This window comes from Pseudomonas sp. PDM30, assembly GCF_019218985.1.
Classification (GTDB): Bacteria; Pseudomonadota; Gammaproteobacteria; order Pseudomonadales; family Pseudomonadaceae; genus Aquipseudomonas; species Aquipseudomonas jessenii.
This window is the reverse complement of sequence record NZ_JAHUWM010000009.1, coordinates 135214-159176: the sequence shown is the minus strand read 5'-3', so window position 1 is coordinate 159176 and position 23963 is coordinate 135214. Positions and strand designations below refer to the sequence as shown.

Below are 23963 nucleotides of genomic sequence, written 5' to 3'. Positions count from 1 at the left end.
GATTCAAGCGATGGCCTCCAGCAAACGCGGCAGATTCGTCAGAGCCTGTTGCCTGCTGACAGAGAGCCGACGCAGCTGTGCCAGTTTCTCGGTGTCGGTTTCTTGCAAGCCCCTGACCACCGCCGTCATGAAGTACAAACGCGACTGCCTGATCCAGCGGGACAGACCTTCATGTTCTCCCCAGCGTAGCTGGTTACCCAGGTAGACGGCCCAGATTCTGATCCAGTCCGTGGGGACGTGAGGCGGGGGGACCATTGTGCAAAACGCGTTCATTTGCGCTTGATCGTCCAGGTGGCTTTCCACATAAGCGATCAAGGCCGCGCTGAACAAGGGTTGGCAGCTGCTTACCATCACCAGGTTGATCTTGCCGCCGTCGAACACCTGCATTTCAGGGAGTGTCGGGATGGCACTGGCGCTGCAATCAATGTGCAGAGCATTTGGGCTCGTGGCGATGCTGCCCTGCTCGAGCACGATGCGCGTTGGCTCGATAACGCTCACTCTCCCCAGGCGCACAATGTTGTCGATGCGTCGAAGCTCGCGTAATTCCGCTTGAGTGACGGTGGCGCAGCGGTAAGCAGTGGGTTCGACGGACGTATCCAGGCGCAAGAGCTGGCCCGCCGCCTCAAGCCTGGAGAACAGGTCCGGGATCGAGTCCGCGGCTGCGATAGCCTCTAGCTGTGCCGTGAGGCCGCCGATTGTTCGTTCGAAGCTGTCGAGGCCGGGTTGCAAGTTGGCCCGGTCGATCAACCACGGATCGTTTGGCATGATCCAGCAGATTTTTTCGGGCGCAACACCGTTTTGCAGGCACCACAGGCAGGCGTCGATCCCGGTCTTGCCCGATCCCACCACTACGTAGCCAGTGTGTGGGTGCTGGATCTTCGGCAGGTCGTTCAGTGGCACGCATTGCACGCCGGGTTCCACCTTGTATCTGGGTGGGTGGGTCGAGGGCACCGCCGTCTGGGCATGGGTGGCGTCCACGACCTTTTTGTGCACCCGCACCTGATGGCTTACGCCGCTGATCAGCGAGGTAAACCGGTGGTCGTCAATGCGGTCGCCGGTGTAGTCGCACATGGGGAAGTACCGGACCCGACCTGACGGCAGAAACTGCTGATTCATCACCTGGTCGAAGTAGCTCATCACCTCGGCGCCGGAGGCCAGCTCATACAAGCCCTCGTTCAGTGCCGTTGTGTCTTTCGTTGCGCTGCCCAGTTCCCGTGAGTTGACGCCATAGAAGGCCGAGGGCTGGTGCAATCGGACAAAGGGGTAGGCATCATTCCAGTGCCCGCCAGGTCGACCGTGCCGATCCACCATCACGATACGTGCATTCGTTTCCTTGAGTAGCGTATCGACGAAGGCCATGGCGGTCGCGCCAGCCCCGATGATCAGATAGTCGGTTTCGATCGGATTTGCGTCCATATGGTTGCACCTTCCTGACGGTTGCCCCCCTCAACCTCCGTAGATTAGCCACCCATGCCGCGCGCAATAGAACGAATGCTCCTCACCCACATAACCAATGGAATTAATGGCTGCAGCCTGAATGTCCATACTCAAGCCGGCATGCGCGAAGAAACATCCAACTACGCGGCCTGGATTTCAGTTAACTGGTAGTCATGACATTGCCGAACAGATGGCAACTGGCGTAATCAGGCAAGGTCGGATCGCCGCACGCTATCGTGCTAGCGCTATTCGTCCACGCTGACGCCCGATCCCCCTAATTCGCTGGGGACATCCTTCAGCTTGGGCAACCCGTCTTTGATGCGCAGCCTGGCCTCCTGATAGTGCACGTGAACTCCTGGCGAATACGCGAGATCCGGGATGACAGCGGCATACACGTCGATGAGCCCCATCCCTGGGTGTTCGGTGAAGAGGTGTCCGCCGCAACTCTTGCACCATTTGCGATAACTCTGCGGTGTCTTGTTGTAGGTGCCAATGTTGTCAGCCCCCCGAGTCACTTGCACCGCCTCGGGTTTCCACAGCGTGAAGGCATTGACCGGCGCTGCTGACCAATGTCGACACGACTCGCAATGGCAATAGCCCATTGCGGTCGGCTCACCGCTGACGGTGAACTCGACTGCGCCGCAAAAACAACTGCCTTTGTAAGACCTTTGAATGCTCATGGAATGACTCCTTCATCAGTTATTACACATACCGTCGAAGTTGGGATGGATTGCCTGAGCGTTGGTTAGCGTCACTCGTCGATGAAGCGCACCGCTGTCGCCGGCGTGCGTCGCACCTGCAGTTCGAAAATGTCAGGGCGCGCATAGTGCCCGGTGACGTCGAGCGTCCGTCGCGCTGGCGCCACGAGTGAGGTGTCGATGTCCGCATACAGAATGCCTGCCTCACGGTGTAATGGACCGGCTGTGATCCGGCCTTGAGGGTTGACCACCACCGAGTCGCCATCGTTGATCCACTCTTGCGGATCGGGAAACAGTTGCATGCGAGCCGGAAAGTCATCGGGAATGTCACTGCCGCGCAACGAGGTGCCACTGCCGATCACCCAGCACCGACCTTCGAGTGCAATGTGACGCATCGTGCTGATCCAGCCTTCGCCGGTGTCGTACGTGGGGGCGACATAGATTTCCACTCCCTGGGCATACAATGAATAGCGCGCCAGGGGCATGTAGTTTTCCCAGCAGATGAGCGCACCAATGCGGCCGACGGGTGTATCGACCGTACGCAACCCTGACGCATCACCGAAACCATGGACCATGCGCTCGGGGTTCGTTGGCATCAGCTTGCGATGCCGGTTGAGCACTTCGCCGTTCGTACCGATAACGACTACGCTGTTGTAGAGCGTGCCGCCTCCTTTACGCCGCTCGCATTCATTTATGCCGCATACGATTGTCACGGCATGAGTGCTGGCGGCCTCGCACAATTCGTTCAGGTCACCGTTCGCGATATCAACGGCGTTGGCCAGCAGACGCGTGTGTAACTGGCCCATTAAAGCCCCGTCTTTTCCCGCCGCCAGCCGCCAGATCCACGACGGGTAACCTGGAATGAACGATTCGGGTAAAACAATCAACGAGGCTTCAGCCGCCGCAGCCTCAGCGACCGATTGCACGGCTCGGGCGATTGTCGCGCTGCGATCGAGCAGCACTGGCGGCCGCTGAATGATGGCTATCTTGGTCATGGCGTTCTCCTGAGACGGTGGCTTTCGCAGGTTTCAGCGTGCACGTGGCGAAACCGCGAGGCTAGTTCAGAATCTGAAGCGTTGTATGTGCGGAGTACAGGCGATGGATGAAAGCTACGGTCAGTTCTGTACGGTCGCGCGCGGTGCTGAAGCACTGTGCGAGCGCTGGACGCCTTTGGTCGTGCGCGAACTGCTGTGCGGCAGTAAGCGCTTCAATGAACTGCACCGCGGCGTACCACGGATGTCCACCAGCTTGCTGGCACAGCGGTTGCGCCACCTGGAAGATATCGGTGTCGTACATCGCACGGCCACGGGCAAAGTCTGGGAGTACAGCCTGACCGAGGCAGGCGAGGAACTGCGCCCCATCATCATGGCGCTAGGGCATTGGGGCGCGCGTTGGATAGGTAGTCGCCTTCGCGATAGCGAACTCGACGCGGGCCTGCTCATGTGGGACGTGCGCCGATTCGCGCGCATCGAGATGTTCCCGTCCCGGGCGGTGGTCATTCACTTCAGGTTCCGCGACGCGCGGTCCGGCGAGCAAGAGTGGTGGCTCGTGGTCGAACATGGTGTGGCAGATCTGTGCCGCGACGACCCCGGACGCGAACTCACGCTCGTCGTGGACTCCAGCGTGCGTGCGTTGACCGAGGTGTGGACTGGCGACCGCACACCAAGGGAGGTTCTTCAGTCGCGAGAGCTGCGTGTGGACGGCGCTGTGCAGGATGCGGAAAACCTGTGGCGCTGGCTTGGCACGAGTGCATTCGCCGGTACCCGGAGCGCTGCAATCCAGCCTTTGCAATAGCCATCTCGAGATTGCGATAGAGCATCAGCAGCTTGTCCGCCATCCGAATGGCTCGGCGACAGGGGATGGGCTTCCAGTTCGCCGAATGGCGCGGCGAAGTGCTGTTGCTGCAGGGGGCTCGCAGGCTGCAGTGCTCAGGCAGTCTGCATCAGGCTGCGCAATTGGAGAATCGCCTGCGCAATCGGGGAGGTTGGCAGGCAGGGCAATCGCTAGCTTAGGGCCCATCCAACAACAAGACCTCGCTTAAGGAAGGCTTATGCAATTCAGGCTTGCCATCTCCCATCGTGTGCCCTGCGCCTTTGAGTCGACTAAGGGAAACCTTTAGCCGGGTTGAAGTTTTCCCCCCAACGGATGCTGTTCATCTCGATATCGGCGCGGCGCCTACTCACTTACCTTGGGTAGACAAGAGGCGTGTCGTCTTGGCTGGCTGTTCCACTGAGCCCGCCTGGCGCTTTACCCCATAACAACAATAGGTCTGACAATGCTCGAACCCATCGTTCTTTATATCCCTGATGCAATCCGCCTTCCTGTGCAAGAAGGCTCGGTGTTCGGCTGCCGGCATTTTTAGTTTTTAGTTCGAATCTGCTCCTATAAATACAGTGCCCAGCACATACAGATGTGGAGAAGTTAGATGTATCAGGTAAAGCAATGTTGCCGTGGGCTCGGTATTGCCGGCGTGTTGGGAATTATCTGTTCGCCATTGACAGCCTATGCCGATGTTGTTGATGACAGTCACTTGAAAGTGGATACGCGAAACTTCTACTTGCATCGTAACTACACCAATACCAATGCGCCGGTTTCTGAAGTGCATAGTTGGTCCCAGGGTTTCGATGCGCAGTTTACCTCCGGTTACACCGACACGGCCCTGGCAATCGGCCTTGATGTGGATGCGCAGTACGCCGTGCGCCTGGATTCGTCGGGCAATGACGGTTCGCTGCCGTACAGCGTCCGCGACCAGCAGACGGCCGATGACTACAGTCGCGCCGGTGCAACTTTCAAGATGCGCTACAGCAAGACCGAGTTGAAGGTCGGTGACCTTCGTCCACAACTGCCGGTGGCGTCCGATGACCCCAGTCGGCAACTGGATACGATCTATCAAGGGGCCGTGGTCGAGTCCAGGGAAGTCGATGGGTTGACGATGACCGGTGGCCGGTTCTGGTCCGCCGTGACACGGGAATCTTCCAACCACGAGAAGCTATACAAGTTTGGTTCCACCGATAATCTCGACAGTGACGGCCTGGACTTCGGCGGCGCAACTTACGACATTACCAAAAACTTGCAAGCCAGTTATTTCTACGGCGTGTTGCACGATATTTATCAGCAACACTATTTCGGCCTGATGCATATGGCTGACCTGGGTAGTGGCTACAAACTTAAAACCGACTTGCGCTACTTCAATAACAATGAAGATGGCAATGCGTTGAACGGTGAGATCGACAACCGTTCCTACGGTGCCTTGTTCACCTTGCTCAAAGGCGCCCACATGTTTGGCCTCAGTTACCAGCGCATGCTCGGTGACAGCGTGTTCCCAACGATGAACGGTTTTATCCCGCAACCTTACCTGGTGCACTGGTCGTCCCTGGGGTTTGTCCGCCCGGATGAAAAGTCCTGGGGGGCGCGCTACAGCTATGACTTTGCCGGAATGGGCGTGCCGGGGCTGAAGCTCTACACCCGCTATATCAAGGGTACCAACTGGGACCGTGGCAACAACCTGAGCGACAACCAGGAAAGCGAACGCTTTCTGGGGCTCAGCTACGTGGTCCAGAGCGGGGCGCTGCAAGGCCTGGGGCTGGACCTGCGCAACATCGACGTGAAACAGAAGTACGGCTACGACTACAACGAATTCCGTGTCGCCACGACCTACACCTGGAAGTTCTGGTAAGCCGCGTCCACCCGGGATTTGCCCCCATAACAATAAGAGGCCTGACCATGTTCGAACCCTTTGTCCTTTGCATCTGCCCCGCAACTTTCCAGTCGTTGTTCTGCGCACCGCTGCGCGCATGAGCGGATTCCAAGAGGAGCAAACACTAGTGAATATCCAGGTCGATAACGCGGTCCTGCAGAAGAAGAAAACCTACATTTACGAGTGGTATGTGGTCGGCCTGTGCATGATCGCCTACATCTTTTCATTTGTGGATCGGCAGATCCTGGCGCTGATGATCGAGCCGATCAAAGCCGACCTGCAGATCAGCGACACCCAGTTCAGCCTGCTGCACGGGCTGGCCTTTTCGTTGTTCTACGCGTTCATGGGCATGCCCATCGCCTATCTGGCCGACCGCTTCTCGCGACCGAAGATCATCGCCGTCGGCGTGGTGTTCTGGAGCCTGGCGACGGCGGCCTGCGGTCTGAGCAAGAACTTCCTGCACATGTTCCTCGCCCGCATTGGCGTCGGTGTCGGCGAGGCAGCCCTGTCGCCCTCGGCCTACTCGATGTTCAGCGACATGTTCCCCAAGGAGAAACTCGGCCGCGCGGTGGGCATCTACTCGATCGGCTCGTTCGTCGGTGGTGGTCTGGCCTTCCTGGTGGGCGGCTATGTGATCGCGATGCTCAAGGACATGAACACCATCGAGGTCGCCTTTCTCGGTGCGATGAAGGCCTGGCAGCTGGCGTTCTTCATTGTCGGCCTGCCCGGCATCGTGGTCGGCCTGTTGATCTGGCTTACCGTGCGCGATCCGGCGCGCAAAGGCCTGCAGGTGGATGCGCAGGGTCGGGCCAGGAAGGTCGGGATGGGTGATGGCTTGCGCTTCCTCGGCCGCCATCGCGCCACCTTCACCTGTCATTACCTGGGCTTTTCATTTTACGCCATGGCCCTGTTCTGCTTGATGAGCTGGAGCCCGGCGCTGTACATCCGCAAGTTCGGCCTGTCGCCGATGGAGGCGGGCTACATGCTTGGCACCGTGCTGTTGGTGGCCAACACAGGCGGGGTGCTGTTCGGTGGATGGCTCACCGATTATCTGGCCAAGAAAGGTCATCAGGACGCTGCCATGCGCACTGGCGTCATCGGTGCCCTCGGCATGGCGGTGCCGGCCGTGCTGTTCTCTCAAGTCGATCAACTGTGGCTGTCGGTGACCCTGTTGGTGCCAGCGATGTTCTTCGCCTCGTTCCCGATGCCGGCGTCCACGGCGGCGATGCAGATCCTCGCACCGAACCAGGTGCGCGCACAGGTCTCGGCCGTGTTCCTGCTGATCAGCAATCTGCTGGGGTTGGGCCTGGGCACCACGCTGGTGGCGCTGTTGACCGACCGCTATTTCGGATCGCCCGCGGCGGTAGGGTCGTCGATGTCGCTGGTGATCGCCGGTGCATCGGCGTTGACCGTGCTGCTGCTCTGGCGTGGTTGCCGTCGTTTTCGCGAAAGTTATGCCCGGGAGTATCCGACCCGGGCTTGATTGGTCATAGTCCACGATCGGCGCCCCGGCCTCGCTCCTGTCAAAGGGAGCGGGGCCGAGACGCTCCACGTCAGGAGAACCCTTGATGTTGAATGACGTACACCTGCTGGAACGGCATAGCCTGCTCAGTTCGGCCGACTACCGCGAGATCAAGGACAAGGTCAGCCAATACCTGTGCCCCCACAGTTTCAATGTGCTGCGTGACGAGCCGATCTACACCCGGCTCAATGGCGTATTCTTCGGCGATTCGGCGCTGCTCGACCTGCGTTATGGCGCGCCGGTGGAGATCACCATCGGCGACATCGCCGATCAGTACCTGTTTCGCATCACCTTGCAGGGACATTGCGAAGTGGCCCACGGGCGGCGCAGCGCGGCGATGCAGTCGGGCTACCTGAGCGTTTCCTCGCCGTTCGCGCAAAGCCGCATCGTCACCGATGGCGAGTGCCGCAACCTGATCCTGCGTGTCGACCGTGATGCCCTGGAGACGCAGCTGCAACGCCTGCTCGGCCGCAGCCTGCGCCAGTCGGTGATCTTTGATGTCAGCGTCGACCACCTGGGCGCCGGCGTCGTCAGCCTCTATCACACCCTGGACTACATCTGCCGGCTCTACGGCAGCGGCGTTGACGGTTCGCGCCTCGCCAGCGGCCTGTCCGAATACCTGATGCAGTTGCTGCTCACGCAGCTGCCGCATAACTACTCCGCGGATCTGTTGATCGATTCGCGCGTGCCGCTGCCACACCACGTGAAAAAGGCCCGTGACTACATCGAGGAACACCTCGACGAACCGATCAGCCTGACGACCCTGAGCGAACTGTGTGGTGTCTCGGTGCGCACCTTGCAGAACGGTTTCAACCAGTTCCTCCGGCAGGCGCCGGTCGAGTACATCCGCGACCGTCGCCTGGCGGTCATCCACGAGTCGCTCAAGCAGGGCAGGGCCGGCGAAACCGTCACCGATATCCTGTTGCGTCATGGCATCAACAGCTTCGGGCATTTCTCCAGCGCTTATCGGCAACGCTATGGTTGCCTGCCGTCGGACACCCTGCGGCGGCAGAAGCATTGAGACACCTGCGCAATCGGTCATTCGGCTGCGCAATCGGAGGAGTCTGTGGCGGTGCGGCTCGATAGGATCGAGTCTCTGACAAAAAGGAGTATCTGCATGAATATTACCGTGCTGGGTGGTGGTCACGGCTGTTACGCCGCTGCTGTCGAAATGGCTGAAAAGGGGCACCAGACCCGCCTGTGGCGTCGAGACTGCGCCGCGCTCAAGGAACTGCTGGCCATCGGCAGCCTGACCATCAAGGACTACCGGGGCACTCGCCAGTTGTCAGTCGGCCAGAAGGGCGACAAGTTGTCGTTCACCGACGACCTGGCCGAAGCCCTGGGCGACGCGCAACTGGTGATCATCCCGCTGCCGTCGACCTCCCACGAAGACCTGGCCAGACATGTTGCGCCGCACCTGCACGACGGTCAGGTGGTGTTCCTGCCGCCGGGCACCTTTGGCAGTTTCGTGTTTGCCAAGGCCATGGCCGATGCGGGCAACCGGAGCAAGGTCGCCTTCGCTGAAACCGGTACGCTGCCGTACCTGGTACGCAAGCATGGCGCCAGCGACCTGGTGATCAGCGGCTATGCCACCCGCCTGCCGACCGGTGTATTCCCCAGCAACCTGTCCGAGCATGCTTTTGCGGTGCTGCGTGAAGCCTACCCGAGCGTCGAACCGATTGAAGACGCCCTGAGCGGTGCGTTGATGAACGCAGGCCCTATCATCCATCCGCCGCTGATCATGATGAACGCGGGGCCGCTGGAGCATTTCGAGGCCTGGGACATTCACAACGAAGGCACCCAACCGTCGATTCGTCGCGTGACCAACCAGCTTGATGCCGAACGCATGGCCGTGCGCGAAGCACTGACCTACGGCGCGCCGCACTTTCCTCTCGCCGACCACTACAACACCACCGAAGGTGATGAGTGGATGTACGGTCGCGGTGCCCATGGCAAGTTGACCGACAGCGGTGACTGGCGCGAGGACATCGACCTGCAGAAGCATCGCTACATGCTCGAAGACACCCGCCTGGGCCTGTCCTTCCTGGTGTCCGTCGGCCGCTGGGCCGGTGTGCCGACGCCGGTCGCGCAGGGCCTGCTGAGCATTGCCTCGGTCGTCGCTGCACGGGATCTCTACGCCGAAGGCCGCACCCTGGAAAACCTCGGTCTGGCCAGGCTGAGTCGGGTGCAGATGACCGAACTGCTGACCAGGGGCTACAACTGATGAGCGCCGCGCTGCCCCAAGTCAGCGTGGTCGGCGCCGGCCGGATGGGCGAGGGCATTGCCCTGGCGTTCATCCATGCGGGCCTGCCGGTCACCCTCATCGATATCAAGGATCGCGCCGAGGATGAGCGGCACGGCTACTTCGAACGTGTGCGCAACAACATCCGCAGCGAATTGCAGATGCTGGTACGCCTCGGCATGCTCCGGCTGGAACAGGCCGACATCGCGATAGCCCGGTTGACACTGCAATCCAGATCCCAGGCCGTAGAGGCATTGCGCAGGTGCGACCTGGTGTTCGAAGCGGTGCCGGAAGTCATCGCGGTCAAGCAGGAGACCTTCGCCTGGGTCAGCGAGCATGTGCCGGCGTCGACCATCATCGCGTCGACCACCTCGACTTTCCTGGTCACGGAACTAAGCGAAATGGTCAGTACGCCTGCGCGCTTCGTGAACGCGCACTGGCTCAATCCCGCGTACCTGATGCCGCTGGTGGAAGTCAGCCGCAGCGAAGCGACCTGCCCGCAGGTGGTCGAACGGCTGCTGCAACTGCTCAAGCGCATCGGCAAGGTGCCCGTGGTATGCAACCCGGTGGCTGGCTACATCGTGCCGCGCATTCAGGCATTGGTGATGAACGAAGCGGCACGGATGGTGGAAGAGGGCGTGGCCAGCGCAGAAGATATCGACACGGCGGTACGCGTCGGCTTTGGTTTGCGCTTCTCGGTGCTGGGCCTGCTTGAGTTCATCGACTGGGGCGGCGGCGACATTTTGTACTACGCCTCGCGTTACCTGAGTGGAGCGCTGTCACCGCGTTTCGAGTCACCACAAGTGATCGCCGACAACATGCAAAACGGCCGCAATGGCTTGCGCGATGGCCAGGGTTTCTACGACTACCGTGACATGGACGTGGACGCCTACAAGCAGCAGCGTCTGGGCGACTTTGTCCGCAAGCTGGAGTTGTCGGGGCTGACGCCTGCGTTCGATGGCGCCTTGAAGCAGGCCTGAGCATCAGGGCCCGGATGCCGGGCCCTGACACGCTTGACGATTTTCCGGTCCTACAGGCAGTACTGGCTGGTGGGCAGCACGTCGATCTTGTCGAAATCGATGAAGCGGCTGCAACTGTCCATCATCGCCGCCAGGTTGCGCTGGAATTTCGCTTCGTCGCCCGCCGCATCGAAAAAGGCCATGGGATCGCTCATGGCCGCTGGCGGAAAACATTCTTCGACGATGGCATCGATCCGTGGCGCGCCGTGGGTCAGTGCCGACACCACCAGGTTTTGCACGTACTGGAAGTTGGCTTGGGTGTCCACGGCCACCGCCGTGTGATGGTTGCGCCAGATGTCCAGCCAGGCCTCGGGAGTGAGGCGTGGAGGGCGGGTCAGCAGGGCCAGTTGGGCAAACCCGTGGGTACGCTCACCGGGTGTTGCAGGGAAGCGGGTATTGGCGATGGCGACCGACTCGCAGACCAGGTAGGCGGCCATGCGCGCCGTTGCCGCGCTGATCAGGTTATCGAAAGGGCGACGAGCCGGCCCGTTGGCACTGTCCAGCCACAGCGACAGGCTGCCATCGGGCAATGGTCGGTTGTTTTCCTGACGCAGGCCGGCGGCGGGTTGCACATCGGCATCGGCCAGGTTCAATTGCACACCACGGGCGCCGAGTGCCTGCAACTGCCCGGCGACCTCACTGCGCAGGCGATGGGCGAAGGTTTCAGGACTGACTTGGGTATCACGCCACAGCAGATAGATGACTTTTTCCATAGCTATCAAGCTCCTCGTTGCGGTTGATGGATGGAGCGACGGTCGTGCTGCCTGGTCCATCCGGATGACCGAGAATCCCTGGCGTCATAGTCAATCAAGGTCAGCTTTGGGTAATACCTCAAACAGACTACTGACCCACACTATGAGGGCAACGGCTGATGCTTCTGGTTCGGGCTCGGCGCCGGGCAGCCCTGGAGAACAGCAGCTAAGCTTTCTTGCGCCGGGGCGGCAGTGGAAGTGTTGCCTCGGGATGTCAAAGTCTGGCATGGGAGCCACCCGCCATGAGTGCCGAACAGAGTCATTACAGTCCGCCGACCCTGCTGGTGGTCGATGACACGCCCGACAACCTGATGCTGATGACGGATCTGCTCAAGGATCGCTACCGGGTCAAGGCTGCCAATAGCGGTGAAAAGGCTTTGCGCGTACTACAGGGCGACTCACTCCCTGACCTGATCCTGCTGGACGTGATGATGCCCGGGCTGTCCGGCCATGAAGTGGCGCAGCGGCTCAAGCGCGACCCGCGTACCCGTGACATTCCCATCATCTTTCTGACGGCCATGGCCGACACCGAAGACGAGATCCATGGCCTGGAACTGGGGGCTGTCGACTACATCACCAAACCGATCAGGCCGGCGCTGGTCCTGGCGCGGGTGGATACCCAGCTCAAGCTCAAGGCGGCGGCAGACTTCCTGCGCGATCACAACGACTATCTGGAGAAGGAAGTGGCGCGCCGGACCCGCGAGGTGATTGCGATCCAGGATGTGGCCATCCAGGCCATGGCTTCACTGGCCGAGACTCGCGATAACGAAACGGGCAACCATATCCGGCGGACCCAGCATTACATCAAGGTGCTGGCCGAGCATCTGCGTGCTCATCCGCGCTTCAGTCACTTTCTCACCGAGGACACCATCGAATTATTGTTCAAGTCGGCGCCGCTGCACGACATCGGCAAGATCGGCATCCCCGACCATATTCTCCTCAAGCCGGGACGCTATACCGAGGAAGAATTCGAGATCATGAAGACTCATACAACGCTGGGACGTGACGCCATCCAGCATGCCGAGGATCAGCTCGGCATTCGCGCCGAGTTCCTCAGCCTGGCCAAGGAAATTGCCTACAGTCACCAGGAAAAATGGGATGGAAGTGGGTATCCGCAAGGGCTGGCGGGTGACGACATCCCCGTCAGCGCCCGGTTGATGGCGGTGGCGGACGTCTATGACGCATTGATCAGCCGTCGGGTCTATAAAGCGGGGATGCCCCACGCGCAGGCCGTCGAGATTATTCGTCAGGGGCGAGGTACGCACTTCGATCCCGATATCTGCGATGCCTTCCTCGATTGCCTCGAACAGTTCCAGACCATTGCCGAGCGCTTCGCCGATACCGACCAGGATATGGCCGGCAAGCGGGCTGCCCTGGAGCGTATCGGCCAGGCTCCGTGAACCCGCAATTGCCCCTTCGTCAGTGTTTTCATCAGGTCCACGAGGATAGTCATGGCCGGATTGCGTACCCTGCTCGAGCGCCTCGCGCTGCTTCACAAACTGATCCTGGGGTTCTCGGCGCTGCTGCTGTTGGTGCTGGTGCTCGGCGTGCAAAGCCTGCGCACCCAGCAATCGCTGAAGCAGGACATGCAGAACCTCTATCTGCAGGAACTGGTCGGCATGGAGCACCTGCAGGAAGCGCGTGTGCAATTGCCCCATATGATGCAAGCACTGCAGCGTGCGGTGGGCACCGACAGCGCGCAGATTCGCGTCGAATCCCTGCAGCAACTGCATGATATCCGCGAAGGCCTGCAGCAGGCCGTGGCCCGCGCCAAAGTGACCTTAAGGCGAGCGGACAATCTGGCGCGCCTCGCCGAGCTCGACCTGCTGCTGCAACAGTTGCAGCGCCATAGCGACCAGGCCTTTCTATCGATCGACCAGGGCCAGCAGAACAAGGCGTTGGTGCTGCTCAATAGCAGTGAATTCCAGCAACTTGCCCGGCAGGCCGACGGCCTTTTGTACGCGATCGTCCAGATCAAGGAAGCCTCGATTCGCGACACGGCCAAGGACATTGCCGAGTTTGCCGAACACAGCACCAGGCTGACCTACGTACTGTTGTTCGGTGGTTTGTCGCTGGCGTTGCTGTTGTCCTGGGTCGTCAGCCAGTCGATCCGCAATCCACTGAACCGGGTGCGGGTGGCGGTAGACCAATTGGCCGCGGGGCAGCTCGATCAACCGATTCCCCACACCGACCTGAACAACGAAACCGGCGATCTGGCGCGGGCCATCGCCAAACTGCAGACCGAATCCCAACAACTTGAGCGTCAGCGCTGGATCAAGGCGCATACCGCCCAATTGCAGGTCGATCTGCAGCAGGCAGAAACCCCGGCCGAACTGGCGCAGGTGTTCCTGCAATGCATGGCCAGCCTGCACGGAATCTGCCAGGGGGTGCTGTACAGCGCGCAGGAGGATTCCGGCACGCTGCTGTTGATGGGTCGTTATGCCACCGATTCCGAGCGTCCACCCGAGGCGCAAGTCATGTTCGGCGATGGCCTGTTGGGGCAGTGCGCGGTGGATCGCGTGCCGCGTCAGTTTCAGGCGATGCCGGAGCAATACTGGCGTTTGCGCTCGCCCCTTGGCGAGGTCCCGGCCCGTTGCCTGCTGCTGCAACCCATTGTCCGTGGCGAGCGGTTGCTGGGGGTGCTCGAACTGGCCGGGCTGGAGCCCCTGGGCGAGCGTGAACTGCTGCTGTTGCAGGAAGCCACCCCACGTTTGGCCGCAGCCATGGCGATTCTGGAGCGCAATCAGGCGGTCAAGACCCTGTTGGCGGAAACCCGTCGCCAGGCCAATGAAATGGCGGAACAGGCGCTGCAACTGGAGCAGCAGGCGCAGGCACTGGAAACCCAGCAATCGGCGTTGCGCGCCACCGAGGCCTGGTATCGCGGGATTATCGAAGCGGCGCCGGACGGCATGCTGGTGGTCGATGCCCAAGGACAGATCCTGCGCACCAATCGCCAACTGGATCAGCTGTTCGGCTATAGCGCCGGTGAGCTGCTCGGCGAGTCCATCGATCGTTTGGTGCCGTTGGCCAGCAGAGGGCGCCACGAGGCGCTGCGCAAGGGCTTCATGGCCCACGGCGCCACTCGCCAGATGGGGGCCAACCTGGACGACCTGCAAGGCGTGCGCAAAGACGGAAGTCTGTTCTCGGCGGAGATCAGCCTGTCGCATCTGCCGAGCCTGGAAGGGGACGGCGTATGCGTGTGCGCTTCGGTGCGCGACGTGAGCGAACGGCGTCATCTGCAGGCGGCACTCAAGACCAGCGAGGCACAGTTGCGCGCAGTACTCGACAGCAGCCCGGTGGCCATGGTGATCAGGGACGTCGATGGCCGTCCGACCTACTGCAATCCGCAGTTCGACAGTCTGTTCGGGACTCGTCTGGCTGAACTCGAAGGTGCGGATCCGGCGCAGTTCTGGGTCGACCCGCAGGCACACCAGCGCTTTCTCGAAGCGGCAGCGCAAGGTGCAGTGCTGAACTTCGAGACCACCCTGCAGCGCGCTGGAGGCGAGCGCTTCGACGTACTGGTTTCGGCCGTCACGATGACGCTGGGGGAGCGGGGCATGGGGGCCAACTGGTACTTTGACATCACCGACCGCAAGACCGCCGAGGCCGAGGTGCAGCGCGCGCGGGAGGCCGCAGAAGAGGCGACCCGGGCCAAGAGCAACTTCCTGGCCACCATGAGCCACGAGATCCGCACACCGATGAACGCCATCATCGGCATGAGCTACCTGGCATTGCGAACCGAGCTCGACCACCGCCAGCGCAACTACATCGAAAAGGTCCATCGCTCGGCGGAATACCTGTTGGTGATCATCAACGACATCCTCGACTTCTCCAGGATCGAGGCCGGGAAAATGCACCTGGAGCACATTCCCTTCCACCTCGAGGCCGTGCTCGACGGCTTTGCCAGCATGATCGGCCTCAAAGCCGAGGACAAAGGCCTGGAATTGCTGTTCAACACCGATGCCGAGCTGCCGACCGCCTTGATCGGCGACCCGTTGCGTCTTGGCCAGGTGCTGATCAACCTGGGCAACAATGCGACGAAGTTCACCGAGCAGGGCGAGATCGTGCTCGGCGTAGAGCACCGGGGCGCGGCAGGAGAGCAGGCGCAGCTGCATTTCTGGGTGCGCGACACCGGGATCGGCATGAACGCCGAGCAATGCTCGCGCCTGTTTCAACCCTTCAGCCAGGCCGATAGCACCACCACCCGCAAATACGGTGGCACCGGGTTGGGCCTGGCCATCTCTCGGCATCTGGTGGAATTGATGGGCGGGCGCATTTGGGTAGAGAGCGAGCCGGGCCTTGGTTCCACTTTCCATTTCGAGGTGAGCCTGGGGGTGCAGCGCGACAGCCATTTACGGCGCATGGTGACCGCCGACGAATTGCTGGGCAACCGTGTGTTGGTGGTCGATGACAACGCCAGCGCGCGGGAGATCCTGTCCAGCATGGCGCGCAGTTTTGGCGTGGAGGTGGACGTCGCGCAAAGCGGCCGGGCCGCACTGGCCATGCTGGTGGACGCCGAAGCGAAGGTGCTGCCCTATGATCTGGTGCTGATGGATTGGCGCATGCCTGGCATGGACGGCGTGGAAACGGTGCAGCAGATGCAGGCCGCCAAACTGGCGCAAACGCCGTCGGTGATCATGGTCACGGCGTTCGGTCGCGAGGAAGCCCGCGAAGAGGCCAGTCGGTACGGCATTCATTTGCCGGTGGTACTGACCAAACCGGTGACGCCGTCCACTCTGCTTGAGGCGCTGGGCACGGTGCTCGGCAAGATCCCCCAGGCCGATACCCGGGCCAGCTCGCGACTCGGCCAGAGTGCCAGCGCCATGGCCAGCCTGTGTGGCGCGCGACTGCTGTTGGTCGAAGACAATGAGCTGAACCGCGAGCTGGCCTGTGAACTGCTGGAGAGCGCCGGGATCGAGCTGTGCCTGGCCGTTCACGGCGCAGAAGCGCTCGACCAACTGGAGCGTGACGCAGACTTCGATGGTGTGTTGATGGACTGCCAGATGCCGGTGATGGACGGTTACACCGCGACCCGCAAGATACGTGAGCAGCCACGCTGGGCGAATCTGCCGGTGATCGCCATGACTGCCGATGCCATGGCGGGGGACCGCGAGCGGGCGTTGGCCTGCGGCATGAACGACCACATCTCCAAACCCTTGAACGTCGACGACATGTTCGCCACGTTGGCCAAGTGGATACATCCGCGAGCTGACCGTGGCGCGATGTCGGCCGACGTTTCGCCGGTCACCACGGAGTCAGCGGCGAGCCTGCCAGCCAGCCTTCCCGGCATTGATTTGAAAGCGGGCCTGGGCACCTGCATGGGCAAGGTCGAGCTCTATCTGCGACTGCTGCGCAAGTTTCGCTCCAGCCACCAGGCTTTTTGCGCCGAGTTCCTGGCTGCCCGAGGCCAGGGCGATCGTTCGACGACGGTCAGGCTGGCCCATACCCTGCGCGGAACGGCGGGCAACATTGGTGCCGTTGAAGTGGCGAATGCAGCCGCCGCACTGGAGCAGGCGTGTCTGAACGATGGGACGAGCGATGGGGCGGAGCAGGACCTGGCTGACCGGCTGGTGGAGGTCGAGCGTTGCCTGACAACGGTGCTGAAAGGTTTATCGGTACTCCGCGAGCCGACATCGTGCGCAGACTCATCAAGCGTGCCACCGGGCAGCGAATGGCATGCGCAATTGGCCCACGTCCGGTCTCTGCTGGCCGAGAGCGACACCCAGGCGCTGACGGCCTTGCTCAAACTGCAGGGGCTGGCTTCAGACCCGCGGATGACCGAGCAATTGCTTCGGGTTGTGCGGCAAGCGGAGTGCTTCGATTTTGATCAGGCGCTGGAGCTGCTTGAAAACCTGTCCTGAGGCATCAACGCAACTTCAGCGGATCGACCATCTGCGCCGCGATGGCCATGCCCACCAGGTCCGGCAGCGTGTTGGCCTGCATGCGTTTCATGACGCGCGCGCGATACAGATCAACGGTTTTTGCACTTACGCCCAGTTGCTCCGCGATTTCGCGGGTGGTGTAACCCTGCACCAGTGGCAACAGGATATCGCGCTCGCGCGGGGTCAAGGTCAACAAGCGCGCCTGCAAGGCTTCGTGGCCCTGGTTGCCCGAACGGTTGGCGGCACAGTTGCTGAGCGCCTGTTGCACGCTGTCCAGCAACAGCTGTTCGTTGTAGGGCTTCTCGATAAAGTCATGGGCACCGGCCTTGAACGCGCGCACCACGATCGGCACATCCGCATGCCCGCTGACGAAGATGATGGGCAGGTTCAGTTGGCGCACACGCATTTCTTCCTGCACGTTCAACCCGCCCATACCGGGCATGCGAACGTCCAGCAGCACACAAGCATCGAGGCTTGCATCGCAGGCATCGAGGAACGCGACGCCACTGGTAAACGGCAAGGCCTTGAGCCCAACCGACTCCAGTAACCAGACCGTCGATTCGAGCATGCCCTGGTCATTATCGACCACGTACACAACGTGCTCCGTTACACCTGCCATTACCTGATTCCTATTGTTGTTTTGTTGGGCCGGCAAGCGGCAAGCGGCAACACATCAGCAGCCCGACAGGCTGGCGCCGGGCATTCAATTCGCCACCGAAACCTTCGATGATGCTGCGGCTCATGGACAGACCGAGCCCCAGGCCATCGGCCTTGCTGGTGTAAAACGGGGTAAATATCTGTTCCAGTTCCGGCTCGCTGACGCCCGGCCCCTGGTCTCGCACACTGATTTCCACGCAGGCGCCACTGCCATGCTCCACGGCCATCACGATCACAGAGGGTTGCCCGGGATGTTGCTCACGGTTGGCATCGATGGCATTGCGCAACAAATTGAGCAGCACCTGTTCCAGCAACACGCGGTCGGCATAAACGGGGGGCAGATTATCGGGCAGTCGATCCTCGATTGTCACTTGGCAATTACTCGCCTCCCAGGCACACAAACGCACGGCTTCGCGGGCGACGTCGGTCAAGTTCAGCGCCTGCATGCGACGCTGTCCCTTGCGCAAAAAGGAGCGTAACCGTCGGATCACTTCGGAGGCGTGGGTGGCGTGATGGGTAATGCGTTCCAGGCCCTGGGTCACTCTGGCAGCGGCCTGGGGATTGGAATCCAGCGTTTGTAGATAGCGCTGGCTTGCATTCGCATAGTTGACCACGGCAGCCAGCGGCTGGTTGATTTCGTGGGCGATCCCCGAGGCCAGTTCACCGAGAGTGACCAGCCGTGCGGTGTGTGCCAGTTCGTCCTGATGACGGCGCTGTTGCACTTCCCGCAGCTCGCGCTCGGTCATGTCGCGCGCGACCAATGAGTAATAACGCTCACCGCCGGCGGAACGGTGCGCCAGCAGTACCAGCGACACCGGCACCGATGTGCCCCCGCCCGGTGGTTGCAAACGCGCATCGGTGCTCCAGACACCGTCGCGCTCGGCGCGCCTCCAGCCATCGCGTTGCAGGCGCGCAAGGTCGCCGCTTGTGAACAACGTGGCCAGGGCCGGCATGGGTTGTTGCTCATCAATCCCGAGGATGCGTCGCGCGGCTGGATTGAGGTAAGTGACCTGGCCCTCGGGAGCGATGAACAACACCGGGTCAATGTTGGCCTCGACCACTTCGGCCAGGCGTCGCTTGTTCTCCTCGGCCTGCACCCGGGCCGTGATGTCCCGGGATATGCTGACGATTTCGACCACCGCCCCGGTGTAGGTTTCGCGGATCGCCCGGCTGGCGGTTTCGAACCACAGGTAGTGGCCGTCGCGATGGCGAATGCGATAGGTCATGGTGTGATAGCCATCCTGCTCCAGCGCATCGCGCGCGCGCTGCACCAGAGCGGCCAGGTCCTGGCTATGAAACAGGCCCTGGGCCATTTGCCCGCGCAACTCTTCAGGCCAGTAACCGAGCAGGGTCCAGGACGCCGGTGATGCATCGATAACGCGACCTTCGGGGGTGTGACGGGATATCAGGTCAGTCGTGTTTTCGATGATCAGCCGGTACAGCCGTCGTGCGGTGGACGCTTCACGCTCCGCCAGCACTTGCGCCGTGGCGTCGCGGCAACGGGCGAGCACTCGGTTGTCCTGGGGATCGGGAATGAACGTCCAGATCAGGATCTGCGTTTCAAACTGAGCCTCGACACCTTCGACGGCGCGTTGCTGGTCCAGGCAGGCACGCACCAGCACCCGATGATTGACCGGTAAAAAGCCCAACACATCGGTCAGTGACTTCTCGGCGAGCAGCGCCATCAGTGCCGCGTTGAACTCCAGCGGTCGACCTTGCGCATCGAGCAACAGGCTCGGTTGCGGATCGTGCCCCAACAGTGGCGAACCACGCAGCAGGCCGTTGACGCTGCTCAGCAGCGTCGTCAGCAAATCCTGCACCCAGCCCAGCCAATCGAGGCTCACGCCCTCGCGCACTTCCACCAGCAACAAGCCCGGCCGCCCCGGCTGCAAGGCCAGATCAAATACCTGGCCATGGCTGATCGCGGCCCGGCGCAACCGGCCGGACAACCAGCAATCGAGTTGACGAACTTGAGCCAGGTCCAGGCGGCCTGCCTCGACCAGATGCTCGAAGAGCAACTGGTCGCTGGCCAGCGCCGGGTCGCCAAGTCCCGGCGGTAAATGCTGGGCGGCGCCCTCATGGCTGTAGATCCGCGCATTGGGCTGCCAGCTCAGGTAAACCGCCCGCTGCACCTCAGGGCAATCCTGCAGCGCCCGACACAGCGCATCGGCCCGGGCGGCCAGAGACACACCCTCGCGCTGCAGGCGCAACCAACTGTGCAATCGAACGGGCGTCAGGGTCATTGCGGGTCCACTTTCTCAGGGAAACCAAGCATATACCAGCCTTGGAGCGTTGGCGGCATTGATTCGGAGTTAACAGAAATCGATATAGTACTAATACTATACGACGTAGGTTCTACTTCCATATCGATGACGCGGTGTTATATAAAGTCATCCGGACTTTGAAGGTGACTGCGGCGACTACGCTGCAAGGTCAACCATAGAGCTAACAATCAGCCATCGAGTACCCGCACATGTCTATCTATGACCAAGGCCTAGGCCCTTCGGCTGTCAACCACATTGCCTTGTCTCCCCTGAGTTTCATCGAGCGCACCGCCAGCACTTATCCCGATCACCTCGCCGTAATCCACGGTTCGATTCGCCGCACCTGGGCGCAGACCTACACCCGTTGCCGACGCCTGGCCTCGGCGCTGGCCGGTCGCGGTATCGGCAAGGACGACACGGTGGCGGTGATGCTGCCCAACATTCCCGAGATGCTTGAAGTGCATTTCGGTGTGCCGATGATCGGCGCCGTGCTCAACCCGCTCAACGTGCGCCTCGATGCCGAGGCGATCGCATTCATGCTGCAGCATGGCGAAGCCAAGGTTTTGATTACCGACCGCGAGTTCCATGATGTGATCCAGGCGGCGCTTGGCATGCTGGATCACCCGCCTTTGGTGATCGACGTCAATGACCCGGAATACGGTGAAGGTCAGGCCGCGAGCGACCTTGACTACGAAGCGCTGTTGGCCGAAGGCGACCCGGCATTCGACTGGCAATGGCCGGGCGACGAGTGGCAGGCCATTTCGCTGAATTACACTTCAGGCACCACCGGCAACCCCAAGGGCGTGGTCTACCACCATCGCGGCGCTTACCTGAGCGCATTGGGCAACCAGATGACCTGGGCCATAGGCAACCATCCGGTGTACCTCTGGACCCTGCCGATGTTCCATTGCAATGGCTGGTGCTATCCATGGACCATCACCGCCCTGGCGGGTGTGCACGTTTTCCTGCGCCGGGTCGACCCACAGAAAATCCTCACGCTGATCCGCGAGCATCAGGTCACTCACCTGTGCGGTGCGCCGATCGTGCTCAATGCACTGGTGAACATGCCCGAATCAGCGAAAGCGGCCATCGATCACCCGGTCAATGCCTTGGTCGCGGGCGCTGCGCCACCGGCCAAAGTCATCGGTGCCGTCGAAGAGATGGGCATCAAGGTCACCCATGTGTTTGGCCTGACCGAAACCTATGGTCCAGTGACGGTCTGCGCCTGGCACGCCGAATGGGATGAGTTTTCCCTGGAGGAGAGGGCGCAGATCAAGTCGCGACAGGGCGTGCGCTACCCGACGCTGGAAGGCTTGATGGTCGGCGATAGCACAACGCTGGAGCCAACCCCGCGTGACGGCCAGACGATCGGTGAGATCTTCATACGCGGTAACACCGTCATGAAGGGCTACCTGAAGAACCCGAGCGCCACTGCCGAAGCGTTCGAAGGCGGCTGGTTCCACACCGGTGACCTGGCCGTCTGGCATCCTGACGGTTACGTCGAAATCAAGGACCGGCTCAAGGACATCATCATCTCGGGCGGCGAGAACATTTCCACCATCGAACTCGAAGGCGTGCTCTATCGCCACCCGGGCGTGATGGAAGCCGCCGTGGTCGCCCGTCCCGATGAGAAATGGGGCGAAACGCCCTGCGCCTTCGTCACCTTGAAGGCTGATCACCAGGACGTTCGCGAGGCTGACATCATCAGTTTCTGTCGTGAGCATCTGGCCGGATTCAAAGTACCGCGCACAGTGATCTTCACGCTCCTGCCAAAGACTTCCACAGGCAAGATCCAGAAGTATGTGTTGCGCGAGCGGGCCAAGGCGCTCTGACCCGATCCGACATTGCATCCATCTGGCAGCAGGTGTTTGACCTGCTGCTGCGGGTTCGTGCAGGCCGAATTCGGCTGTGCCCTGCCCATGACACAACCGTGCCAACGAGGTTTACGTTATGCCCGAATTCAAAGTCCCGCTGCGCGACATGCGCTTTGTGCTGCACGAAGTGTTCGATGCTCCGGCCATGTGGGCGCGCCTGCCGGCCTTGACCGACAGCATCGACACCGATACGGCAGACGCCATTCTTGAGGAGGCGGCAAAAGTCACCTCGCACCTGATTGCGCCCCTCAATCGCAGTGGCGACGAAGAAGGCGCGCAGTGGCATGAAGGCCGGGTCACCACCCCCATCGGTTTCAAACAGGCTTACGCAACCTACATCGAAGGCGGTTGGGTGGGACTGTCCGGCAACCCCGGGTTTGGTGGCATGGGCATGCCGAAAATGCTGGCCGTGCAGTTCGAAGAGATGCTCTACGGCGCCAACTCAAGTTTTGCGCTGTATTCCGCATTGAGTTCCGGTGCCTGCCTGGCGCTGGACGCCCACGCCAGCGACGCCCTGAAAAACCTCTATCTGCCGCCGATGTATGAAGGCCGCTGGGCCGGCTCCATGTGCCTCACCGAGGCCCATGCCGGTACCGACCTGGGGCTGATCCGCACCCGCGCCGAACCTCAGACTGACGGCAGCTACAGGATCACCGGCAGCAAGATTTTCATCACCGGGGGCGATCAGGACCTGACTGAAAACATCGTTCATCTGGTACTGGCCAAACTGCCGAACGCCCCTGCTGGCCCGAAAGGCATTTCGCTGTTTGTCGTACCTAAAGTCCTGGTCAATGCCGACGGTTCCCTCGGCGCGGCCAACGCCGTGAGTTGCGGTTCGATCGAACACAAGATGGGCATCAAGGCCTCGGCCACCTGCGTGATGAACTTCGACGGCGCCAGTGGCTGGCTGGTCGGTGAAGAGAACAAAGGCTTGGCGGCGATGTTCACCATGATGAATTACGAACGCCTGTCGATTGGCATTCAGGGCATCGGCTGCGCCGAGGCGTCCTACCAGAGCGCCGTCACCTATGCTCGCGAACGCGTTCAAGGTCGGGCGCCCACCGGTGTCTTGGCCCCGGACAAACCGGCCGACCCGATCATCGCTCACCCGGATGTGCGGCGCATGCTGCTGGGCATGAAAGCCATGACCGAAGGCGGTCGCGCATTCGCCTGCTATGTCGGGCAACAGCTGGATCTGTCGAAGTTTTCCGACGATGCCAGCGAGCGCGATTGCGCGCAGATCCTGGTTGCGCTGCTGACGCCAGTGGCCAAGGCGTTTTTTACCGACACCGGCCTGGAAAGCTGCATCAACGGCCAGCAGGTTTTCGGCGGCCATGGCTACATCCGCGAATGGGGTCAGGAACAATTGGTCCGTGATGTGCGCATTGCACAGATCTACGAAGGCACCAATGGCATCCAGGCATTGGACCTGCTCGGACGCAAAGTGCTGGCCAATGATGGCGTCGCGCTACGCCTGTTCGCTCGGGAAGTCCGCCACTTCGCGCTGCACCACGAAAGCGCGTATGGCAGCGAACTGCTGAAGGCCCTGGAGCGCCTGGAGGGCCTCAGCAACTGGCTGCTGGAGCAGGCCAAAGCCAACGCCAATGAAGTCGGCGCAGCCTCCGTGGAGTACCTGCACCTGTTCGGCTATGTCGCCTACGCCTACATGTGGTCGCGCATGGCCGCCGTGGCCCGGTCCAGACTTGACCGGGACCCGCCGTTCTACGCTGCCAAACTGGCCACTGCCGAGTTCTACTTCGCCCGCTTGCTGCCACGGACGCTGAGCCTGGAAGCCAGCATCCGCGCCGGCAGTGCGCCACTGTACGGCCTTGCTGACGAACAGTTCTGACGATTGAGCGTTGCGCGGTGCCTTGCCACTCCCCGGGCCCGCGCTTTTTATTCACTGGCCCTCTCAAAGT

The 23963-nt window shown here is 61.2% G+C and carries 16 protein-coding genes; 10 read left to right on the top strand and 6 right to left on the bottom strand.

Features of this window, described 5'->3' with window-relative positions:
- Positions 1-3: 3 nt before the first annotated feature.
- From KW840_RS21170 to KW840_RS21160, 3 genes are all read right to left on the bottom strand, one after another.
- Positions 4-1416 (bottom strand): FAD/NAD(P)-binding protein, encoded by a 1413-nt coding sequence (locus tag KW840_RS21170; protein ID WP_218497581.1) that lies wholly within the window; start codon positions 1414-1416, stop codon positions 4-6.
- 266 nt (positions 1417-1682) lie between these two features.
- On the bottom strand, positions 1683-2117 hold the full coding sequence (locus KW840_RS21165) for a GFA family protein (RefSeq protein ID WP_218497579.1): 435 nt from the start codon (positions 2115-2117) through the stop codon (positions 1683-1685).
- A gap of 71 nt (positions 2118-2188) precedes the next feature.
- Positions 2189-3130: a carbon-nitrogen hydrolase family protein gene (locus KW840_RS21160; protein WP_218497577.1), complete on the bottom strand. Its 942-nt coding sequence runs from the start codon at positions 3128-3130 to the stop codon at positions 2189-2191.
- 103 nt (positions 3131-3233) lie between these two features.
- Here KW840_RS21160 and KW840_RS21155 point away from each other — a divergent pair, with 103 nt between their 5' ends.
- From KW840_RS21155 to KW840_RS21130, 6 genes are all read left to right on the top strand, one after another.
- The gene (locus KW840_RS21155) at positions 3234-3929 is read left to right on the top strand and encodes a helix-turn-helix domain-containing protein (RefSeq protein ID WP_218497575.1); all 696 of its coding nucleotides are present in this window, start codon (positions 3234-3236) and stop codon (positions 3927-3929) included.
- Positions 3930-4560: 631 nt separating this feature from the next.
- Positions 4561-5811: an OprD family outer membrane porin gene (locus KW840_RS21150; RefSeq protein ID WP_159390165.1), complete on the top strand. Its 1251-nt coding sequence runs from the start codon at positions 4561-4563 to the stop codon at positions 5809-5811.
- Between the two features lie 148 nt (positions 5812-5959).
- Positions 5960-7315, top strand: a complete 1356-nt coding sequence (locus KW840_RS21145; protein WP_218497573.1) for an MFS transporter — start codon at positions 5960-5962, stop codon at positions 7313-7315.
- 85 nt (positions 7316-7400) lie between these two features.
- Positions 7401-8375, top strand: a complete 975-nt coding sequence (locus KW840_RS21140; RefSeq protein WP_154908522.1) for an AraC family transcriptional regulator — start codon at positions 7401-7403, stop codon at positions 8373-8375.
- A gap of 96 nt (positions 8376-8471) precedes the next feature.
- Entirely contained in the window at positions 8472-9578 is a 1107-nt protein-coding gene (locus tag KW840_RS21135; protein ID WP_218497571.1) for an NAD/NADP-dependent octopine/nopaline dehydrogenase family protein, read from the top strand.
- Positions 9578-10576, top strand: a complete 999-nt coding sequence (locus tag KW840_RS21130; RefSeq protein ID WP_218497568.1) for a 3-hydroxybutyryl-CoA dehydrogenase — start codon at positions 9578-9580, stop codon at positions 10574-10576. Before KW840_RS21135 ends, KW840_RS21130 begins: the two co-directional genes overlap by 1 nt.
- A 50-nt stretch (positions 10577-10626) precedes the next feature.
- On the opposite strand, the gene KW840_RS21125 is transcribed toward KW840_RS21130, so the two are convergent.
- A complete protein-coding gene (locus KW840_RS21125) occupies positions 10627-11328 on the bottom strand; it encodes an EthD domain-containing protein (RefSeq protein WP_218497566.1) in 702 nt (233 codons plus the stop codon).
- A 281-nt stretch (positions 11329-11609) separates the two neighbouring features.
- Between KW840_RS21125 and KW840_RS21120 the strand changes: the two genes are divergently transcribed.
- Complete coding sequence (locus tag KW840_RS21120) at positions 11610-12767, top strand: HD-GYP domain-containing protein (protein ID WP_218497564.1); 1158 nt, start codon at positions 11610-11612, stop codon at positions 12765-12767.
- Positions 12768-12818: 51 nt separating this feature from the next.
- The gene (locus KW840_RS21115; protein WP_218497562.1) at positions 12819-17228 is read left to right on the top strand and encodes a response regulator; all 4410 of its coding nucleotides are present in this window, start codon (positions 12819-12821) and stop codon (positions 17226-17228) included.
- A gap of 4 nt (positions 17229-17232) precedes the next feature.
- Here KW840_RS21115 and KW840_RS21110 read toward each other — a convergent pair whose 3' ends face one another.
- Positions 17233-17868 (bottom strand): response regulator transcription factor, encoded by a 636-nt coding sequence (locus KW840_RS21110; protein WP_218497561.1) that lies wholly within the window; start codon positions 17866-17868, stop codon positions 17233-17235.
- A 10-nt stretch (positions 17869-17878) separates the two neighbouring features.
- Positions 17879-20149, bottom strand: coding sequence for a PAS domain-containing sensor histidine kinase (locus KW840_RS21105; RefSeq protein ID WP_218497549.1), 2271 nt, complete (start codon positions 20147-20149; stop codon positions 17879-17881).
- Positions 20150-20379: 230 nt separating this feature from the next.
- On the opposite strand from KW840_RS21105, the gene KW840_RS21100 reads away from it, so the two are divergent.
- Together KW840_RS21100 and KW840_RS21095 are read left to right on the top strand one after the other, a co-directional pair.
- Positions 20380-22002, top strand: a complete 1623-nt coding sequence (locus KW840_RS21100) for an acyl-CoA synthetase (RefSeq protein ID WP_154908512.1) — start codon at positions 20380-20382, stop codon at positions 22000-22002.
- Between the two features lie 118 nt (positions 22003-22120).
- A complete protein-coding gene (locus KW840_RS21095) occupies positions 22121-23893 on the top strand; it encodes an acyl-CoA dehydrogenase C-terminal domain-containing protein (protein WP_218497546.1) in 1773 nt (590 codons plus the stop codon).
- Positions 23894-23963 lie beyond the last annotated feature (70 nt).